Annotated in this window: 22 protein-coding genes; 21 read left to right on the plus strand and 1 reads right to left on the minus strand. The window is 71.7% G+C overall.

The features are described from left to right. Positions 1 to 58: 58 nt before the first annotated feature. The 7 genes from AC1UE4_RS00120 to AC1UE4_RS00150 are packed head-to-tail and all read left to right on the plus strand — an operon-like array spanning position 59 to position 5,613. Positions 59 to 880, plus strand: a complete 822-nt coding sequence (locus AC1UE4_RS00120) for a phosphate ABC transporter substrate-binding protein (protein WP_482915183.1) — start codon at positions 59 to 61, stop codon at positions 878 to 880. Then, positions 881 to 1,864, plus strand: a complete 984-nt coding sequence (gene pstC, locus AC1UE4_RS00125) for a phosphate ABC transporter permease subunit PstC (protein WP_482915184.1) — start codon at positions 881 to 883, stop codon at positions 1,862 to 1,864. Then, positions 1,861 to 2,877, plus strand: a complete 1,017-nt coding sequence (locus tag AC1UE4_RS00130) for a PstA family ABC transporter permease (RefSeq protein WP_482915185.1) — start codon at positions 1,861 to 1,863, stop codon at positions 2,875 to 2,877. Before pstC (AC1UE4_RS00125) ends, AC1UE4_RS00130 begins: the two co-directional genes overlap by 4 nt. Beyond that, positions 2,874 to 3,794 (plus strand): phosphate ABC transporter ATP-binding protein, encoded by a 921-nt coding sequence (locus AC1UE4_RS00135; RefSeq protein ID WP_482915186.1) that lies wholly within the window; start codon positions 2,874 to 2,876, stop codon positions 3,792 to 3,794. The genes AC1UE4_RS00130 and AC1UE4_RS00135 overlap by 4 nt, the downstream gene beginning before the upstream one ends. Then, a complete protein-coding gene (locus AC1UE4_RS00140; protein ID WP_482915187.1) occupies positions 3,791 to 4,522 on the plus strand; it encodes a hypothetical protein in 732 nt (243 codons plus the stop codon). The genes AC1UE4_RS00135 and AC1UE4_RS00140 overlap by 4 nt, the downstream gene beginning before the upstream one ends. A gap of 12 nt (positions 4,523 to 4,534) precedes the next feature. Next, positions 4,535 to 5,206 (plus strand): hypothetical protein, encoded by a 672-nt coding sequence (locus AC1UE4_RS00145; RefSeq protein ID WP_482915188.1) that lies wholly within the window; start codon positions 4,535 to 4,537, stop codon positions 5,204 to 5,206. Further along, positions 5,203 to 5,613 carry a hypothetical protein gene (locus tag AC1UE4_RS00150; protein ID WP_482915189.1) on the plus strand — a complete coding sequence of 137 codons (411 nt, stop codon included), beginning with the start codon at positions 5,203 to 5,205 and terminating at the stop codon, positions 5,611 to 5,613. Before AC1UE4_RS00145 ends, AC1UE4_RS00150 begins: the two co-directional genes overlap by 4 nt. On the opposite strand, the gene AC1UE4_RS00155 is transcribed toward AC1UE4_RS00150, so the two are convergent. After that, the gene (locus tag AC1UE4_RS00155; RefSeq protein ID WP_482915190.1) at positions 5,597 to 6,223 is read right to left on the minus strand and encodes a DUF47 domain-containing protein; all 627 of its coding nucleotides are present in this window, start codon (positions 6,221 to 6,223) and stop codon (positions 5,597 to 5,599) included. The two genes, AC1UE4_RS00150 and AC1UE4_RS00155, sit on opposite strands and share 17 nt — an antisense overlap. Positions 6,224 to 6,335: 112 nt before the next feature. Here AC1UE4_RS00155 and AC1UE4_RS00160 point away from each other — a divergent pair, with 112 nt between their 5' ends. The 14 genes from AC1UE4_RS00160 to AC1UE4_RS00225 all read left to right on the plus strand — a co-directional run bounded on the left by AC1UE4_RS00160 (position 6,336) and on the right by AC1UE4_RS00225 (position 17,290). Beyond that, on the plus strand, positions 6,336 to 6,704 hold the full coding sequence (locus AC1UE4_RS00160) for a winged helix-turn-helix domain-containing protein (protein ID WP_482915191.1): 369 nt from the start codon (positions 6,336 to 6,338) through the stop codon (positions 6,702 to 6,704). A 26-nt stretch (positions 6,705 to 6,730) separates the two neighbouring features. After that, positions 6,731 to 7,711, plus strand: coding sequence for a PstS family phosphate ABC transporter substrate-binding protein (locus AC1UE4_RS00165; RefSeq protein WP_482915192.1), 981 nt, complete (start codon positions 6,731 to 6,733; stop codon positions 7,709 to 7,711). Positions 7,712 to 7,718: 7 nt separating this feature from the next. Beyond that, entirely contained in the window at positions 7,719 to 8,654 is a 936-nt protein-coding gene (pstC, locus tag AC1UE4_RS00170) for a phosphate ABC transporter permease subunit PstC (RefSeq protein WP_482915193.1), read from the plus strand. After that, positions 8,651 to 9,568, plus strand: coding sequence for a phosphate ABC transporter permease PstA (pstA, locus tag AC1UE4_RS00175; protein WP_482915194.1), 918 nt, complete (start codon positions 8,651 to 8,653; stop codon positions 9,566 to 9,568). The genes pstC (AC1UE4_RS00170) and pstA overlap by 4 nt, the downstream gene beginning before the upstream one ends. Before the next feature lie 32 nt (positions 9,569 to 9,600). Continuing rightward, the gene (pstB, locus tag AC1UE4_RS00180) at positions 9,601 to 10,431 is read left to right on the plus strand and encodes a phosphate ABC transporter ATP-binding protein PstB (protein WP_482915195.1); all 831 of its coding nucleotides are present in this window, start codon (positions 9,601 to 9,603) and stop codon (positions 10,429 to 10,431) included. 29 nt (positions 10,432 to 10,460) lie between these two features. Next, positions 10,461 to 11,141, plus strand: a complete 681-nt coding sequence (gene phoU / locus AC1UE4_RS00185; protein WP_482915196.1) for a phosphate signaling complex protein PhoU — start codon at positions 10,461 to 10,463, stop codon at positions 11,139 to 11,141. Positions 11,142 to 11,231: 90 nt separating this feature from the next. Next, on the plus strand, positions 11,232 to 12,059 hold the full coding sequence (locus tag AC1UE4_RS00190) for a response regulator transcription factor (RefSeq protein ID WP_482915197.1): 828 nt from the start codon (positions 11,232 to 11,234) through the stop codon (positions 12,057 to 12,059). A gap of 69 nt (positions 12,060 to 12,128) precedes the next feature. Beyond that, entirely contained in the window at positions 12,129 to 12,488 is a 360-nt protein-coding gene (locus AC1UE4_RS00195) for a hypothetical protein (RefSeq protein ID WP_482915198.1), read from the plus strand. A gap of 60 nt (positions 12,489 to 12,548) precedes the next feature. Then, complete coding sequence (locus tag AC1UE4_RS00200) at positions 12,549 to 12,914, plus strand: TadE family type IV pilus minor pilin (RefSeq protein ID WP_482915199.1); 366 nt, start codon at positions 12,549 to 12,551, stop codon at positions 12,912 to 12,914. 104 nt (positions 12,915 to 13,018) lie between these two features. Continuing rightward, positions 13,019 to 13,438 carry a hypothetical protein gene (locus AC1UE4_RS00205; RefSeq protein ID WP_482915200.1) on the plus strand — a complete coding sequence of 140 codons (420 nt, stop codon included), beginning with the start codon at positions 13,019 to 13,021 and terminating at the stop codon, positions 13,436 to 13,438. A gap of 37 nt (positions 13,439 to 13,475) precedes the next feature. Further along, positions 13,476 to 14,114: a hypothetical protein gene (locus AC1UE4_RS00210; RefSeq protein WP_482915201.1), complete on the plus strand. Its 639-nt coding sequence runs from the start codon at positions 13,476 to 13,478 to the stop codon at positions 14,112 to 14,114. Between the two features lie 118 nt (positions 14,115 to 14,232). Beyond that, entirely contained in the window at positions 14,233 to 15,939 is a 1,707-nt protein-coding gene (locus AC1UE4_RS00215) for an AMP-binding protein (protein WP_482915202.1), read from the plus strand. Beyond that, positions 15,939 to 16,226 carry a hypothetical protein gene (locus AC1UE4_RS00220; RefSeq protein ID WP_482915203.1) on the plus strand — a complete coding sequence of 96 codons (288 nt, stop codon included), beginning with the start codon at positions 15,939 to 15,941 and terminating at the stop codon, positions 16,224 to 16,226. The genes AC1UE4_RS00215 and AC1UE4_RS00220 overlap by 1 nt, the downstream gene beginning before the upstream one ends. Then, complete coding sequence (locus AC1UE4_RS00225) at positions 16,223 to 17,290, plus strand: alpha/beta fold hydrolase (RefSeq protein WP_482915204.1); 1,068 nt, start codon at positions 16,223 to 16,225, stop codon at positions 17,288 to 17,290. The genes AC1UE4_RS00220 and AC1UE4_RS00225 overlap by 4 nt, the downstream gene beginning before the upstream one ends. Positions 17,291 to 17,292: the final 2 nt, after the last annotated feature.

Below are 17,292 nucleotides of genomic sequence, written 5' to 3' on the forward strand. Positions count from 1 at the left end.
CCCGCCGCCTCACCACGGGACGGCGACCTGCCCCCTCTGAACAAGGAGCACCACCTCCATGCATCGTCGGCTGCGCCTCCTCGGCGCCTGCGCCGTCGCCGCCGCGACCGCCTCGGTGGCGGTCCCCGGCGCCGCCTCCGCGGCGCCGGTCATCACCATGAGCGGCTCGACGTCCGTCGCGCCGCTGGCCAGCCTCCTGGCCAAGGCCTACCTGAAGCAGTACCCGGGCCGGGTGAAGTTCCGGCTCGCGCAGGGCGGCTCGGACGTCGGCGTCTCGGATGTCGCCAACGGGCGCGTCTCGATCGGCAACTCCTCGCGCGACCCCAAGTCGAGCGACGCGCCCGGCCTCGTGTTCAACAAGGTCGCCAAGGACGCGATCTGCATCGTCACGAACCCGGGCAACCCGATCTCGAGCCTCTCGCAGAAGCAGATCCAGGGGATCTTCTCGGGCGCGGTCCGCAACTGGTCCGACGTCCCCGGCGCGACGGCGACCGGCTCGATCAACCTCGTCGTCCGCACCGCGGCGTCCGGCACGCAGGACGCGTTCCAGAAGATCTTCATGGGCTCGTCCTCGGTCGCCGGCGCGGCATCGGCGAAGGCGTCGAACGGCCTCATCCAGCAAGCCGTCCAGAGCGACAAGAACGCGATCGGCTACGTCTCGCTCGACTTCATCAACGGGACGTCGCCCGCCGCCTACAACGGCGTCGCTTGCAACCTGCGCAACGCGAAGTCCGGCGAGTACGGCGGCGTGCGGAACTTCTGGATGGTCACCCGCGGGCGGCCGAGCGCGAAGAGCCCGATCCAGCAGTTCATCCACTGGGTCCAGGAGAGCGCCCGCGCCCAGAAGGTCGTGGGCACGCACTGGGTGCCCCTGAAGTAGATGCTCGAGCGGCTCCGTGAGCCGTGGCCGGATCAGCGCGCCGAGCGGGTGCTCGGCGCGCTGGCCTGCGTCGTGCTCGTCGTCATCGTGCTCATGGTCGTGTTCGTCGTCGTACGGGCGTGGCCGTCGTTCTCGCACAACGGCCTCGGCTGGTTCGGGGCGCAGGGCGACGTCGACGAGCAGCTCAACGGGATGGTCAACACCGGTGCCAACCCGTCGGTGGAGGACTACCGGCTCGGAGCGTGGCCGCTGCTCTGGGCGACGGCGCTCACGACGGGGCTGGCCGTGCTCGTCGGCCTCGTCATGGCGCTGCTCGCCGCGATCTTCATCGTCGAGTTCGCGCCCGATCGCGTGCGGCGCGTGCTCGTCCCCGTCGTGCGGCTGCTCGCCGCAGTCCCCTCGGTCATCTACGGCCTGATCGGGATCCTCGTCCTCGTCCCGTTCGTCAACGACCACGTCGTCTCGCAGGACCGCAAGGCGTCGGTCGAGTTCGTCATCAACCTGTCGGGAACGGGGCTGCTCGTCTCCGTCGCGATCCTCACGGTGATGATCGTCCCGATCATGGTGGCGATCAACGTCGACGCCCTGTACGCCGTCCCGCGGAGCTGGCGGGAGGGAGCGCTGGCGCTCGGCGTCAACCGCTGGCGCGCGACGTGGACCGTCGTCGTCCGGGCGGCGCGGCCGGCGATCATGGCCGGCGCCGTGCTCGCGGCCGCGCGGGCGCTCGGCGAGGCGATCATGCTCTCGATGGTCTCGGGGTCGAAGGGCTTCGCCCCGAACCCGGCGGACGGCCTGACGTTCCTCTTCGAGCCGTTGCGCACGCTGGCGTCGACGATCGTCGAGGACGCCGAGAGCCTCAACGCGCCCGCGCTGCAGGCGTCGGTCTACGCGTTCGCCGCCGTGCTGCTGTTCTCGAGCCTCCTGCTGTCGGCCGGCGCGTTCATCGCGAAGCAGCCGATGAAGAAGTTCGGGGTGCGCGGATGAGCACGCTCGCGCCGCCGCGGTCGCCGGCGCCCGGCCGCCCGGGACGGCCCGCCCCGAAGCAGGCGCCGCCGCCGCGCGAGTCGCTGCGCAACTGGCGCTGGGGCGACCGCGTCGCGTTCGCCGCGTGCTGGGGCGCCGGGCTCCTGCTGTGCGCGGTCGCCGCGGCGATCGTGCTGTACATGGGCTACCGCGGCCTGCAGTACCTGCGGCCGGAGCTCATCTGGTCGCGCCCCCTCGCCGAGGTCGACCAGTCGAAGACCGGCGGGTTCCTCGACCCGATCATCGGCTCGGTGCTGCTGACGATCATCGGGATCGCGATCGCGACCCCGCTCGCCGTCGGGACGGCGTTCTGGATCGTCGAGTACGGCCGCCCCGCCTGGCTCGCGCGCACCGTCGAGTCGGGCATCGAGATCGTCGCCGGGACGCCCGACATCGTCATCGCGATCTTCGGGCTCGCGCTCTTCCAGCAGAGCCTCTTCGCGCCGCTGTCGTTCACCGCCGCGGGCGGCGCGGTCTTCGGCCGCTCGTTCCTGACCGCCGGGGCGATGATGTCGCTCATCGCGCTGCCGATGGTCTTCGCCGCGACGCGCGAGGGGCTGCAGTCGATCCCGCAGCACATGCGCGAGGCGTCGTACGCGCTGGGCAAGACGCGGATCGCGACGATCCGCCGCGTCCTGCTGCCGGCCGTCAAGCCGAACATCTCGACCGGCGCCGCGCTCGGCATGGGCCGCATCGCGGGGGACACCGCGGTCGTCGTCGTGCTGCTCGGCGCGACGCTGCACATCGACCCCGAGGGGTCGGTGCCGGGGATGGACGTGCTGCGCGGGACGGGCAGCACGCTCACGAGCTACGTCTACAACAACTCGCCCGCCGGCGAGGGCGGTGCGCCGCAGAAGGCGTACGCGGCGGCCTTCGTGCTGCTGCTCATCGTCATCGCCCTCAACTTCGGCGTCGACCTCATCGCCCGCCGAGGCGCACGGACGGGCCTGGACTCCACGAGGTTGAGCCGATGATCGACGCGACCGACGCCCTGAACGGGAAGCAGCCGGCCGAGCCGCTGCTCCCGCCGCCGATCCGCCGCATCGCGCTCGGCGAGACGCCGACGGTCGTCCGGGCGCCGGGAGCGGCGCCGACGACGTCGACCGCGACGTTCCGCCCGCCGCCGGTGTCGGCGGGGCGAGAGCGGATGTCGATCGACCGGCTCAGCGTCTTCTACGGCGACAAGGCGGCCGTCAAGGACGTCTCGCTGCCGATCCTCGAGGGCGAGGCGCTGGCGCTCATCGGGCCGTCGGGCTGCGGCAAGACGACGCTGCTGCGCACGCTCAACCGCCTCACCGAGCTCACGCCGACCGCACGCCGCCAGGGGACGATCCGCCTCGACGGCGAGGACGTCGACGACCTCGAGGTCACCGAGCTGCGCCGGCGGGTCTCGATGGTGTTCCAGCAGCCGAACCCGTTCCCGATGTCGATCTTCGACAACGTCGCCTACGCGCTGCGCGAGCAGTCGCGCAAGAAGCCGAGCCGTTCCGCGGTCGAGCCGCTCGTCGCCGACGCGCTGCAGCGCGCCGGCCTCTACGACGAGGTCAAGGACGACCTCGACCGCCCGGCGCTGCGGCTCTCGGGCGGACAGCAGCAGCGGCTCTGCATCGCGCGTGCGATCGCCGCGCGGCCCGAGGTGCTGCTGATGGACGAGCCGTGCTCCGCCCTCGACCCACGATCGACCGCGGTCATCGAGGAGCTCATCGGCACGCTGCAGCATGACCTCGCGATCGTGATCGTCACGCACAACCTGCAGCAGGCGCACCGCGTCGGCAGCCGCGTGGCGTTCATGTACCTCGGCGACCTCGTCGAGTACGGCCCGACCGACGAGGTGTTCGAGTCGCCGCGTGCGGAGCGCACGCGCGACTACGTGCAGGGGGCGTTCGGGTGATCTCGCGCGCGGGCGCCGCGCCGGCGCTGCTCGCCCTCGTCGCGCTGGCCGGGTGCCAGACGACGCAGGACACGAGCCGCATGAAGGCCAAGGCGGCGAAGGGGCTCGCCAAGCAGGAGGCGCTCGACATCGGCGCCGCCAACCGCGACGTGCGCGTCGGCTCCACGACGCTGCTGCACGACGCGAACGGCACGGCCGCGGTCGTCGAGCTGCGCAGCCGGGCGCGCGCCGCCCAGGCGGCGGTGCCGATCGCGCTGACGCTCGACGACAAGGCGGGGCGGCTCGTGTACTCGAACACCGCCGGAGGCCTCGACGACTCGCTCGTCTCCGTCCCCTACGTCGCGCGCGGCGGGCGGACGTACTGGGTCAACAACCAGATCGTCGCCGCGCGCCCTCCCGCCGAGGCGCGCGTGGAGGTCGGCGCGCCGAAGGACGACGTGCCGGGCGAGCTGCCGCGGATCGAGCTCTCGAAGCCGCGCCTGTCGCGCGACAACTCGGGCATCTACGCGGGCGGCACGATCGTCAACCGCTCGAAGATCGACCAGAAGCGGCTCGTCGTCACCTGCATCGCGCGCCGCGGCGGCAAGATCGTCGCGGCCGGCCGGGCGATCATCGATCGCGTCCCGCCGGGCGTCCAGAAGAAGCCCATCCGCTGGCGCGTCTACTTCATCGGCAACCCGTCGGGGGCGCGGCTCGAGCTGAGCGCGCCGCCCACCACCCTGCGCTAGGAGGCGAGGTCCATGGCCACCGAGGAGCTCCACGTCCCTGCACTCGGACCGCCGGGGGAGGGGTGCGCGGAATGCGGCGCGCCGCTCGCGCCCGATCAGCGCTATTGCCTCGCCTGTGGCGCGCGCCGTGCGGAGGCGCGCGTCCCCCCGACGGCGATGGCGGCCGCGGCCGCACCGGTCGTCTCCTCCCCGCCGGTGCTCGAGTCCGCGGTCGCCACGCCGGCACACGAGCGCGCAACGGTCACGCAGGTCGTGGCCGCGCTCGGGTGCCTGCTGCTCGCGCTGGGCGTCGGCGTCCTCATCGGCCGCTCCGGCGGCGACGGGGCGCGGGCCGAGACGCCGCCGCTGCAGGTCGTCACGGTCGCCGGCGCGGCCGGGGGCGCGGCGGGCGCCGGCACGAGCGCCACGGACGGCGGCGCCGCGGCCGGGGCGGCGAAGAAGGCGAAGGCGTCGAAGGCGAAGGCCAAGGACGACGAGTCGAGCGCGAAGACCGCGTCGACCGGCGACCGCGGGGCGGCGACGAAGAAGCTCGCCGACCTCGAGAAGCTCTCGCCCGAGCAGTACCAGAAGCAGTCCCAGAAGCTCCCCAAGCAGGTCGGCACGGGCGGCAAGCCGCAGGCGATCGACCCGTCGGAGAAGAAGAAGGCCGCCGGGGGCGGCAGCGAGTTCCAGGAGATCGGATGAGCGTCGCCAACCGCCTGCGTGGCCGGACCGCGCCTACCGCGAGCACGACCGGCCCCGACCCGCACGCCGAGCTGCGGGCCCGGCGCGACGCGCTTGCCGCGCGGGTCGCCGAGCTGACGATGGACCTCGGCGGCCTGACGTACGAGATGGCGATCCGCGACCACTTCCGCCTCGACGTCCTCGTCCGGCGCGCTGCCGCGTTGCAGGACGCCGATGCGCAGCTCGGCGAGGTCGAGCGCCTGCTCGCCGCGGTCGCCGACGGCGTCACGGGCGACTGCCGGTCGTGCGGCGCGCCGCATTCGCGCGGCGCCGTCTACTGCTGGCGCTGCGGCCAGCCGCTCATGCCCGACGTCGCGCTGCGCGCCACCGACGAGCAGCCGGCGGGCGACATCAGCTCTCGCGCTTGAGGTCGATGCCCTCGAGGACGTGGGCGACCTTCTCGCACGCGTCGACGGCGCCCTCGATGCTCTCGAAGATGTCCTTCCAGCGGATCACGACCATCGGGTCGATCCCGATCGCGAAGAGGGACGCGACGGCGTCGCGGTGCAGGCGGTCGGCCTCGTTCTCGAGCCGGTTGATCTCGACGAGCGGCGGGCCGAGGGCATCGCCGGTGCGCAGCGCCCGCAGCGCGCGGGCGACCTGCTCGGCGGCGTCCACGAGGATCGCCGCCATCTGGGTGGCCTGCTCCATCGAGGCCTCCACGTGGTAGAGCCCCATCCAGTCGGCGGCCTGCTCGGCGAAGTCGACGACGTCGTCGAGCGCGGTCGCGAGCGCGTGGCCGTCCGACGGCTCCACCGGCGGGCGCAGCCCGTTGCGGGCGCTGAGGCGGTGGATCACGTCGTGCGTGATGCGGTCGCCCTCCTGCTCGCACAGGTAGAGGTCGCGGGCGAGGTCCGCGTGGTCGGGGTAGTCGCGCAGCACGTCGCGCAGGAGCAGCGAGGCCCGCTGCACGTTGCGGCCGGACTCCTCGAACAGGTCCAGCACGATGGTGTCGACGTCTCGCTTCTGGCGCGCCACGACGGCACCCTAGGCCGGGGCGGACCCGTTGGAGCGGGCCGTTCACCGCTCTTTCACAGGCCGTTCACCGGCGGGCAACAGCCTTCCGCGCGTGAGGGGAGAGGGTTCCCCCATGGCAGCGACCTTCGAAGAGGACGTCGTCCGGGTGGGAGCGCTCGAAGTCCGGCCCACGGAGGGGCTGGTGCTGGCGGGTGGACGGGTCGTCCCGATGTCCGTGCGGGAGCTGGGGCTGCTCAGCGCTCTCGCCGCACGCGCCGGACGCGTCGTCTCCCGTGAGGACCTGTACCGGCTCGTGTGGCACGCGCACCTGCGGCCGGGCGATCGGAGCATCGACGTCTACGTGCACAAGCTGCGGGCGAAGCTCGACGACGCGCTGCCGGAATGGCGCTTCATCCACACGCATGTGGGCTTCGGCTACCGCCTCTGGCCCGAGGCGTTCACAGCCCTTTCACATCGCGACGACAAGGCCGTAACACGATGACGGCGGTGTCCGTCGACGCTCGCCGCATGAACAAGCGACTGATCCCGGCCCTCGCCGCCTGCGGGGCCCTCGCCCTCGGCGCTGCGGCGTGCGGGAGCGATGACAACAGCTCCACCGCTTCAAGCGGGGGCGGCTCCAGCTCCGGCGGCCAGGACCTGAGCGGCTCGATCCGCATCGACGGCTCCTCGACCGTCTACCCGTTCGCCCAGGCGGCAGCGGAGCAGTTCCAGCAGCAGAACCCGAACGTCAAGATCTCGGTCGCCCAGTCGGGCACCGGCGGCGGCTTCGAGAAGTTCTGCGCCGGCGAGACCGACATCTCCGACGCGTCGCGCCCGATCAAGGACGACGAGGAGGCTCCGGTCTGCAAGAAGAACGGCGTGTCCTACGGCGCGCTGCAGATCGCGAACGACGGCATCGCCGTCGTCACGAACAAGGCCCTCTCGATCGACTGCATGACGACCGACCAGCTGAAGACGCTCTGGATCGACAGCAAGGTCAAGGCCTACAACGAGATCGATCCGAAGCTCCCGAGCACCAAGGTCAGCCTGTTCGGGCCCGGCACCGACTCCGGCACCTTCGACTTCTTCACCGACGAGATCAACGGCGAGGAAGGCAAGACGCGCAAGGACTACCAGCCGTCCGAGGACGACAACGTGCTCGTCCAGGGCGTCGAGGGCGACGACGGCGGCCTCGGGTACTTCGGGTTCTCCTACTACGAGCAGAACCAGGACAAGCTGAACCTCGTCGGGGTCGACGCCGGCTCCGGCTGCGTCAAGCCGAGCACCGAGTCGATCCAGGACGGCTCGTACAAGCCGCTCTCGCGCCCGCTCTACATGTACCCGTCGGCGAAGTCCGTCGCCCGGCCCGAGGTCAAGGCGTTCCTGGACTTCGTCCACGAGAACGCGACCGCGATCGCCGAGGCCGCGCAGATCGTGCCGCTGACCGACGCGCAGATCACCGAGTCGAAGGCCGAGCTCGACAAGATCGAGTCGGGGTCCGCCCAGTAGTCACGCCATGGCGGCCACGACGACACGCGACGAGACGCACGCCGTCCTGACCGCCTCACGCAAGCGGTGGGGCGAGGAGGTCATCAAGGGCCTCCTCGTCCTCGCCGCCCTCATCTCGATCCTCACGACCACCGGGATCATCTTCTCGCTGGTCGAGGAGACGATCCAGTTCTTCCGCGAGGTGCCGGTCGGCGACTTCCTGTTCGGCACGGAGTGGTCGCCGCTGTTCGCGGACCCGAAGTTCGGGGTGCTGCCGCTCATCACCGGCACGCTCCTCATCACGGGGATCGCGCTGCTGGTCGCCATCCCCGTCGGCCTCGGCTGCGCGGTGTACCTCGCCGAGTACGCGAGCCCGCGCGTCCGCAAGACCGTCAAGCCGGTGCTCGAGACGCTCGCGGGCGTTCCCACGATCGTCTTCGGCTACTTCGCCCTGACGTTCTTCACGCCCACGATCCTGCGCGACGTCCTCAACGCCGACGTCCAGGTCTTCAACGCGCTCAGCGCCGGGATCATCATGGGCTTTATGGTCGTCCCGACCATCGCGTCGCTCTCGGAGGACGCGATGTCCGCCGTCCCGAGCGCCCTGCGCGAGGGAGCGTTCGGGCTCGGCGCCACGCGCCTCCAGGTCTCGACGCGCGTCGTCTTCCCCGCGGCGCTCTCCGGCATCGTCGCCTCGATCGTGCTCGGCATCTCCCGGGCCATCGGCGAGACGATGATCGTGCTCGTCGCCGCCGGTCAGGTGCCGAACCTCACGGCCGACCCGCGGCAGTCCGTCGAGACGATGACCACCTTCATCGCCGCGACCGCGAAGGGCGACAACCCGGTCGGGTCGATCGGCTACAAGACGATCTTCGCCGTCGGGACCACGCTCTTCGTGATGACGCTGATCATGAACGCGATCTCGATCCGGTTCGTGCGTCGCTTCCGGCAGGTGTACGAATGAGCGCGGCCGCGGGCGACGTCGCCACGAGCGCCGCCGGGGCGCGGACCGCGCCCGTCCCGCCGGCCGCCGCGGGCGACAAGGCGCGCGGTGCGATCTTCCGCGGGCTGCTCGTCTGCTGCGTCCTGCTCGCCGCGATCGTGCTCGTCACGCTGCTCGTGGAAGTCGCGCGCGACGGCATCGGCGGCCTGAGCTACGACTTCATCAACAACCCGCCGTCGTTCAACCCGAAGATCGCGGGCATCTACCCGGCGCTGATGGGGACGCTGTGGCTGATGGGGCTGTGCGTGCTCTTCATCGTGCCGGTGGGCGTCGCGACCGCGGTGTACCTCGAGGAGTACGCGGACGGCACCAAGTGGTGGAACCGCGTCCTCGAGATCAACATCCAGAACCTCGCGGCGGTCCCGTCGATCGTCTACGGCATCCTCGGCCTCGCCTTCATCGTCCGCGGCCCGCTCAGCCTCGGCCCGGTCGTGCTCGCGGGAGCGCTGACGCTGGGCCTGCTCGTGCTGCCCGTCGTGATCATCGCGTCGCGCGAAGCGATCCGGGCGGTGCCGCCGTCGATCCGGGAGGGCTCGCTCGCCCTCGGGGCGACCCAGTGGCAGACGATCTGGAAGCAGGTCCTCCCGGCGGCCGTCCCGGGCATCGCGACGGGCGTCATCCTCGCGCTGTCGCGCGCCATCGGCGAGACCGCGCCGCTGATCGTGATCGGCACCGCCGGCTACGTCGCGTTCTCCCCGAGCGGGCCGAACTCGGCGTTCACCGCGCTGCCCATCCAGATCTTCGACTGGATCTCGCGCCCGCAGGCCGCGTTCGCGGAGCTCGCGGCGGCCGGGATCATCGTCCTCATGATCGTGCTGCTGCTCATGAACAGCGTCGCGATCTGGCTTCGCAACAAGTACGAGAGCAAGTGGTGAACGGAATGGAACGCGTGTCCGAAGCCCCTGACATGCCCGAGGTCGGCGTCCACGTCGAGACAGGTCCGGCCCATCGCCGGATCCCCCGCAAGGAGGCGGTCTTCAAGCTCGATGGCGTGGGTGTCGCGTACGGCGGCAAGCCGGCGATCGAGGACGTCTCGTTCGAGCTCGCCAAGAACGAGATCACCGCGTTCATCGGCCCCTCGGGCTGCGGCAAGTCGACGCTCATCCGCTGCCTCAACCGCATGAACGACCTCGTGGCGTCCGCGAGCGTCACCGGCAGCGTGCTCTACCACGACGTGGACCTCTACGGCTCGGGCGTCGATCCGGTGCAGGTGCGCAAGCGGATCGGGATGGTCTTCCAGAAGCCGAACCCGTTCCCGAAGTCGATCTACGACAACATCGCCTTCGGCCCGCGCGTGCTCGGCATGAAGGGCTCGATGGACGAGATCGTCGAGCGGGCGCTGCGCCGGGCCGCGCTGTGGGACGAGGTCAAGGATCGCCTCAAGACGAACGCGTTCGGCATGTCGGGCGGGCAGCAGCAGCGCCTCTGCATCGCGCGCGCGCTCGCGATCGAGCCGGACGTGATCCTCATGGACGAGCCGGCGTCCGCTCTGGACCCGATCTCGACCGCCGCCATCGAGGACCTCATGGTCGATCTGCGCGAGCGGTACTCGATCGTGATCGTCACCCACAACATGCAGCAGGCGGCGCGCGTGTCGGACCGTACGGCGTTCTTCAACGTCGTCGAGACCGAGCAGGGACGCGTCGGCAGGCTCGTCGAGTTCGCCGCGACCGAGACCATCTTCACGAACCCGGCCGACGAGCGTACGAAGGAGTACGTGACCGGGAAGTTCGGTTGATGGCGCCGGTCGGAGACGCGGTACCGCACGTGCCCGGCCCTCACCGCATCCGCTATCAGCAGGAGCTCCGCGAGCTCGAGGACCGCGTGCTCGGGGGCATCGACCTCCTGCTGGAGCAGCTGGACCGCGTCACCGAGGCACTGGAGCACCAGGACGTCGAGCTCGCGGGCATCGTCATCGCCGACGACGACCGCATCGACGGGCGGTACCTCGAGGTCCACCAGGGGATCCTCTCGATGCTGGCGCGCCAGGCTCCCGTCGCAGAGGACCTGCGGCTGGTCGCCGCGCTGCTGCACGTGATCAAGCACGTCGAACGCATGGGCGACCAGTGCGTGAACATCGCGAAGCTCATCCCGCTGAGCGGGCACGAGCCGCCGCGGCAGGCGGAGATCCTGGGGAAGCTGCTCGAGATGGGGCGCTACGCACGGTCGGAGGTCATCCAGGCACGGGCCGCGCTGGCCGCGCGCGACGACGCGCTGGCGGAGAACCTCGCGTCGCAGGACCGCGACATCAACAGGCTCAACCGGGAGATCTTCCGGCTCGCCGTCGCCGCGGGGGACGACTTCGACCTGCGCGAGTGGGCGATGCACATGACGCTCGTTGCGCGCGCGTACGAGCGCATCGGCGACAACGCCGTCGACATCGGCGAGCAGGTCGCGTTCGTGGTCACGGGGCTCTTCCGGGAGTTCTCGGACGCCTCTCCGCGCTGAGAACGCCGCAAATACCCGCAAAGTCCGTGTGAACGGGCTGTTACCGGGTGCTAGTCGTCGTCGTGGTGGGGGGCTAACCTCCTGCTCGAGATGAACGAACGGACCGCAGAGGGCGCACCCCTCCGGGTCGCCGTGATCGATGGCGACTCCGGGTTCCTCCAGGTGCTCGGCAAGCGGATGGACCGCTTGGGCTGGGAGCACAGGGTGCTTGGCAGTGCCGTCCCCGTCGATCACGTCGTCGCGATGCGGCTGGGCGCGATCGTCATCGACCTCGCGGTGCTCGGGCCGCAGGCGTGGGACTACCTCGACGAGATCGCCACCGCGCTGCCCGGGTTGGGCATCGTCGTGTGCACCGGTCGCTCGTCGGTCGCGCAGCGCGTCCGCGGGCTGCGCATGGGCGCCGACGACTGGGTGACGAAGCCGTGCCACCCCGAGGAGCTCATCGCCCGCGTCGAGGCCGTCGTGCGCCGGCGCCGCCGCGCGGAGACGCCCGCGATCTTCGATCCGATCCAGGCGGGCGAGGTCGAGATCCGCTCCGACCTCTTCCAGGCGTACGTCCGCGGCGAGAGCGTCGAGCTGACGCGCCGCGAGTTCGAGCTGATCCAGCTGCTCGCCGACGCCGAGGGCCGCGTGCTCGAGCGCGAGGAGATCTACCAGCGGGTCTGGGGCTACGCGATGGCCCGCGGCGACCGCTCCGTCGACGTCTTCGTGCGCAAGCTGCGGCAGAAGCTCGAGAAGGCCTCGCCCGGCTGGCGCTACATCCACACGCACTTCGGCGTCGGCTACCGCTTCGCGGCAGAGCTCGTCGAGGCCACCGTCGAGGAGGTCGCCGCCGCGGCGATCGTCCCGGAGGTCCTCGACGCCCCCGACTCGGCGCCGATCGACGCCGCCCGCTCCGCGGACTTCTCCCGCGCCTAGCGGCAAGAGCACGTCTCCGCCCCCGCGCGCCGTCTCCGGCGGCGCCCGCCCGCAGGTACTCTTCGTGGCGTGAGCAACGCGGCTCTGCGCAACGTCGGGATCATCGTCCTCCTGGCGCTCGCCGTCTTCCTCCTCCCCGGAGGCGGGACGGCAGCGGACATCGTGATCGGGCTGATCAGCGTCCTGTTCTCGATCGCGATCTGGTTCTTCTTCATGCGCATATACCGCGAGCACCGCGTGACGCTGATGTCGATGGACGATCGGGTCCGCGGGATCCTCTACGGCTCCGCGGCCGGCCTTCTCTTCTGCGGCGCCAGCGCCCGCCACTGGTGGGACTCGAGCGTCGGGACCCTCGCGTGGTTCGTCCTCCTCGGGGCGTGCATCTACGGGCTTGTCTTCGTGTGGCGAGCCCACCGCGAGTACGTCTGACCGCAGACTCGCAACACCTCGTGACACACCCGTAGCGGTCCTCGCGCGAGGGTCCGGCGCATGCGCTCGACCATCGACTGCCGCTCCTCTCGCCGCCCCGCGGACGACCGCGGCCAGGCCTCGGTCGAGCTGGTCGCCCTCCTGCCGCTTCTCGGCGTTCTCACACTCGCCGTGTGGCAGGCGGCGATCGCCGGCCAAGCCCTGTGGGCCGGCGGCGCGGCGGCCCGGGCGGCGGCGCGAGCAGCGGCCGTGGGCGGAGACCCGCACCGCGCCGCCGCCCGACTCCTCCCCGCGAGCGTCCGCAAGGGCCTCCGGGTCCGCGGGGTCGAAGACGGCGTCGCGGTCACCATCCGCATCCGCAGCGTCGTCGCCGACGTCCCCCTCGCCTCGATCACCACCCGCGCCCGCTTCGAACCCCAGCGATGACCGCGCGGCGGAAGACCGCGTCTTCGCCGCGCGCGGGCCGAGATGGTGGGGCGGGCCGAGATCGCCGCTCGGCGCGGACGAGGGCAGAGAGCGGGCAGGCGGCGGTGGAGACGGTCGCGATGCTGCCGGTCCTCATCGCCGTCGCGCTCGCGATCGGACATCTCTTGGCCGCGGAGGCGGCTCGGGAACTTGCCGGCCATGCGGCCGAGACGGCGGCGATCGCGGTTCTGCGGGGCGGAGATCCGCGGGAAGCGGTCGCGGCGTCGCTGCCGGAGTGGTCGCGCGACCGCGTCGACGTGACGGTCGCCGGCCGCGCGGTCCGCGTCCGGCTTCGGCCGCTCGCCGCCGTTCCCGGGGTTGCCGACCTCCTCGCCACCACCGCCTCCGCCGACGCCGGACCGGCCGCAGCCCCGCCGGCGACCTCGTCCGCCGCGGCCACCGCTGAGACCGACCGGACCCCACCGGCGACGTCACCACTGGGGAGACCGGCCGGAGATCGGCCGCCGGCGCGCGATGCGCGCTGATCACCGGGGGGAGCGGCGTCCGGGCGGCGACAGCCTCATGTCTCGACTGGCCGGGGCGTTTGTCTCGCCCGTCGACCGGCGGGACGAGCCGTCGCCCGGGATCGTCGTGCCGAAGGCGGTCGCGGTTCTGGGCCGCGCGGGGGAGACGCGCGCGCTGGGCGCGGCTGTCGCGCTGTCGCTCGTGCCAGCGCCTTCTCTCGCCGTCCTCGCCGTGCAAGACCGTGGGACGAACGCCGTCATCCGCGCCCCCGCGACCCCGGCGGCGAGGAAGCTGGGCGAGAGGCTCGGCCGCCGCGGTCATGCGGTGGTCGCGAGCGGGAGGCTCGTCGTCGTCGGGCTGGGCGGGCCGGCGGAGACGGCCGGCCCGGCGGGCGCCGTCGCCGAGGCCGCTCGCGTTGCCGCCGCTGCGGGTGACGTTCCCATCGTCGTCGCGTTCGCCGGTGCCAGGGACGCGCGCCTCGACGACCTCCTGCGAGCGAACGACCGGGTGCTGGTCGCGACCGGCGCCGACGATGCAGCGCTTCGGGAGCTCGTGCTCCGTTCGCTCGCGCTCGCCGGCATCGCGGCCCGTCCGCTCGACCTGACGCTCTCCGCGGCTGCGCGCGCACTGGCGCTATCGGGGACAGCCGTTCCGCCCTCGGTCCGGCAGCGCGTCATCGAGGCGACCGCCCGGTGACACATGGCGCGGGCGTCAACCGACGGCGACGGGCAGATCTCCAAGACCGCTTGGCGACCCCCGGCGCGTTCGTGCCGGCTCGCATTACCGTCGACCTCCCGGCCGGTGGCATCGTGCGATGACGGAGACCCCGAACAGCAAGGGACGTGGTGCGGCGAACCCCTACGCCGAGCGACCCTGGCTGGCGCTCTACGGCGACCGCCCGCAGACGATCGCGGTCGAGGACCGGACCATGCTCGCGATGGCCCGGCGCCATCTGGCCGCCGACCGCGACGCGCCCGCGATCCGCTTCTTCGACGCGACCATGACCCGCGCCGAGCTCGACCGCGCGTCGGACGCGCTCGCCGCCGCGTTCACGGAGGAGATGGGGGTCGAGCGCGGCGACCGCGTCGCCCTGTTCCTCCAGAACGTCCCGCAGTTCGTCATCGCCGCGCTGGCCATCTGGAAGGCGGGCGCGGTGATGGTCCCGGCCAACCCGATGCTCAAGGTGCGCGAACTGGCGAACCTGCTCGCCGACGCCCGACCGCGGGTGCTCATCACGCAGGACGACCTCCACGCGCAGACCGCCGGCGAGGCGGCGGCCCGGGCGGGCGTCGGCACCGTCGTCACCACCTCGCCGCTCGACTTCGCGGGCGACCGCCCGCCCGCGCTGCTGCACAGCCTCGAGCGGACGCACGCGCCGGGCGCGCTCGACCTGCTGGAGCTCCTCGGCCGCCACCGCGGGCACCGGCCGCCCGAGCTCGACGCTGACCCGGACGACGTCGCGGCGCTGCTCTACACCTCCGGCACGACCGGCCCGCCCAAGGGCGCGATGCTGCTGCACCGCAACATCGCGTTCACGGCGACGACGTACCGCGAGTGGGTCGGCCTTCACGAACACGACTCGGTGCTCGCGCTCGCTCCGTTCTTCCACGTCACGGGCCTGGTCGCGCACCTCGGCGTGGCCCTGGCGGCGGGCATCCCGCTGATCGTCGGCTATCGCTTCGACGCCGCGTCAACGCTCGACCTCATCGATCGCGCCCGCCCGACGTTCACGATCGCCGCGATCACGGCCTTCACGGCGCTCATGAACCACCCCGGCTTCGGCACGACGGACCTGTCCTCGCTCACCAAGGTGCTGACCGGCGGCGCGCCGGTGGCGCCGGCGATCGTCGAGGAGTGGCGCAAGGCGACCGGCGTCTACATCCACAACGCCTACGGGCTCACGGAGGTCGCCTCGCCGAGCCACCTCGTGCCGCTCGGGACCGACGCGCCGGTCGACCCGGCGTCCGGTGCGCTCTCGGTCGGCGTGCCGATCTTCGACACGCTCGTGGAGGTCCTCGACGACGCGGGAGAGCCGGTGGCCGCCGGCGAGCTCGGCCAGTTCGTCACCTCCGGGCCCGGCGTCGTGCCCGGCTACTGGAACAAGCCGGAGGAGACCCGCCACGCGCTGGGCGACGGGCGGCTGCGGACCGGTGACATCGGCTTCATGGACGAGCGCGGCTGGTTCTACGTCGTCGATCGCAGCAAGGACATGATCGTGGCGTCGGGGTACAAGGTCTGGCCGCGGGAGGTCGAGGACGTGCTGTACGAGCACCCTGCCGTCCGCGAGGCCGCCGTCGTGGGCGTCCCCGACGCGTACCGCGGGGAGACCGTCAAGGCGTTCGTGTCGCTGAAGCCCGGCGCACATGCAGAGCCCGACGAGCTCGTGGCGTTCTGCCGCGACCGCCTCGCCGCGTACAAGTACCCGCGCCAGGTCACGGTCCTCGAGGAGCTGCCGAAGACGCCGACCGGCAAGATCCTGCGACGCGAGCTGCGCGCGCGGACGCCCGCGGAGGCCTCGTGATGGACCGGCCGCACTTCGTGCCGACGGTGAGGAAGATCGAGCGCGCGATCGGTGAGCCGATCGAGAAGGCGATGGCTCGCGGCCAGGGCATCGGGCCCCTCGTCTTCGTCAACGGCGCGACACGCCGGACGCGCCGCGCGATCACGCGCGTGCAGGAGGTCGGCATCCACCTCATGGACCTGCCGACCCGGCGCGACGTGCGGCGTGTGAACGCGTCGCTCGCCCGGCTCGAGGCGAAGGTCGAGGAGCTGTCCGAGCAGCTCGACGAACAGGAGGAACCGCGATGAGCGTCGTCAGCGAGGTCCGGCGCGAGCTCGAGCGCAACGTCGTCCGCACCCGCAACGGGATCAAGTACGTCGCGGGCGCCGAGTGGGCGCCCGAGGTGGCCAGCCCGCGCGACCTCGTCTGGTCGCAGGGCAAGGCCAAGCTCTGGCGCCTGCGCAACGACGACGTGCGGTTCGGGCCGCCGGTGATCATGTTCATCGGCCTCGTCAGCGGCGCGGCGATCCTCGACCTCCACCCCAAGAGCACGCTCGCCGGCTTCGTGCGCGACGCGGGCTACGACGTCTTCATCCTCGACTGGGGCGTCGCCGACGAAGCCGACGCCCACAACACGCTCGAGACCTACCTCATCCGCTACCTCCCCCGCGCGGTGCGGGCGATGCAGCGCGAGACCGGCGCGGACGACATCACGATGATCGGCTACTGCATGGGCGGCTGCTTCGCGGTGACGGCGCTCGGCGCCGGCGTGCCGCTGCCGCTGCGCAACCTGGTGGCAGTCGCCACCCCGGTCGACTTCCACGCGATGGGCGGCTACGTCGAGGCGCTCCGGCAGCGCGAGATCGACCCGGAGGAGCTCATCGACTGGACCGGCAACGTCCCGCCCAGCACCATCAACGCCTTCTTCCGCACCCGCAAGCCGACCGTCGACGCCGTCCAGTACGCGACGCTCTGGGAGAACCTGTGGAACGACGAGTTCCTCTCGAGCTACCAGGCGATGGCCCGGTGGGCGAGCTCCCACGTCCCGCTGCCCGGCGCCACCTTCCGCCAGGTGCTGCGCGGCTGGCTCGACGAGAACGGGCTGCTGCGCGGCACGTTCCGGCTCGCCGGCGAGCGCGTCGACCTGCGCCGCATCACCGTTCCGACGATGAGCATGGTCGCCATGCGCGACGACATCGTGCTCCCGGACGCCGCGCTGCCGCTCGGCGACCTCGTCGGCGCCGACGACTTCGAGCTCTTCAAGCTCGACGCCGGCCACGCCGGCCTCGCCGGCAGCCGCAAGGCGGTCAAGACGACCTTCCCCGGCCTCGTCGACTGGCTCGGCCGGCACTCCGACCCGCTGGGAGCCTGATC

This window comes from Parviterribacter kavangonensis (genome assembly GCF_056863335.1).

Excerpts from the sequence above, each read along its gene's own strand:
- AC1UE4_RS00120 (WP_482915183.1), top strand. The coding sequence starts at position 59 with ATGCATCGTCGGCTGCGCCTCCTCGGCGCCTGCGCCGTCGCCGCCGCG.
- pstC (WP_482915184.1), top strand. The coding sequence starts at position 881 with ATGCTCGAGCGGCTCCGTGAGCCGTGGCCGGATCAGCGCGCCGAGCGG.
- AC1UE4_RS00130 (WP_482915185.1), top strand. The coding sequence starts at position 1,861 with ATGAGCACGCTCGCGCCGCCGCGGTCGCCGGCGCCCGGCCGCCCGGGA.
- AC1UE4_RS00135 (WP_482915186.1), top strand. The coding sequence starts at position 2,874 with ATGATCGACGCGACCGACGCCCTGAACGGGAAGCAGCCGGCCGAGCCG.
- AC1UE4_RS00145 (WP_482915188.1), top strand. The coding sequence starts at position 4,535 with ATGGCCACCGAGGAGCTCCACGTCCCTGCACTCGGACCGCCGGGGGAG.
- AC1UE4_RS00150 (WP_482915189.1), top strand. The coding sequence starts at position 5,203 with ATGAGCGTCGCCAACCGCCTGCGTGGCCGGACCGCGCCTACCGCGAGC.
- AC1UE4_RS00160 (WP_482915191.1), top strand. The coding sequence starts at position 6,336 with ATGGCAGCGACCTTCGAAGAGGACGTCGTCCGGGTGGGAGCGCTCGAA.
- AC1UE4_RS00165 (WP_482915192.1), top strand. The coding sequence starts at position 6,731 with ATGAACAAGCGACTGATCCCGGCCCTCGCCGCCTGCGGGGCCCTCGCC.
- pstC (WP_482915193.1), top strand. The coding sequence starts at position 7,719 with ATGGCGGCCACGACGACACGCGACGAGACGCACGCCGTCCTGACCGCC.
- pstA (WP_482915194.1), top strand. The coding sequence starts at position 8,651 with ATGAGCGCGGCCGCGGGCGACGTCGCCACGAGCGCCGCCGGGGCGCGG.
- pstB (WP_482915195.1), top strand. The coding sequence starts at position 9,601 with ATGCCCGAGGTCGGCGTCCACGTCGAGACAGGTCCGGCCCATCGCCGG.
- AC1UE4_RS00190 (WP_482915197.1), top strand. The coding sequence starts at position 11,232 with ATGAACGAACGGACCGCAGAGGGCGCACCCCTCCGGGTCGCCGTGATC.
- AC1UE4_RS00200 (WP_482915199.1), top strand. The coding sequence starts at position 12,549 with ATGCGCTCGACCATCGACTGCCGCTCCTCTCGCCGCCCCGCGGACGAC.
- AC1UE4_RS00210 (WP_482915201.1), top strand. The coding sequence starts at position 13,476 with ATGTCTCGACTGGCCGGGGCGTTTGTCTCGCCCGTCGACCGGCGGGAC.
- AC1UE4_RS00215 (WP_482915202.1), top strand. The coding sequence starts at position 14,233 with ATGACGGAGACCCCGAACAGCAAGGGACGTGGTGCGGCGAACCCCTAC.
- AC1UE4_RS00220 (WP_482915203.1), top strand. The coding sequence starts at position 15,939 with ATGGACCGGCCGCACTTCGTGCCGACGGTGAGGAAGATCGAGCGCGCG.
- AC1UE4_RS00225 (WP_482915204.1), top strand. The coding sequence starts at position 16,223 with ATGAGCGTCGTCAGCGAGGTCCGGCGCGAGCTCGAGCGCAACGTCGTC.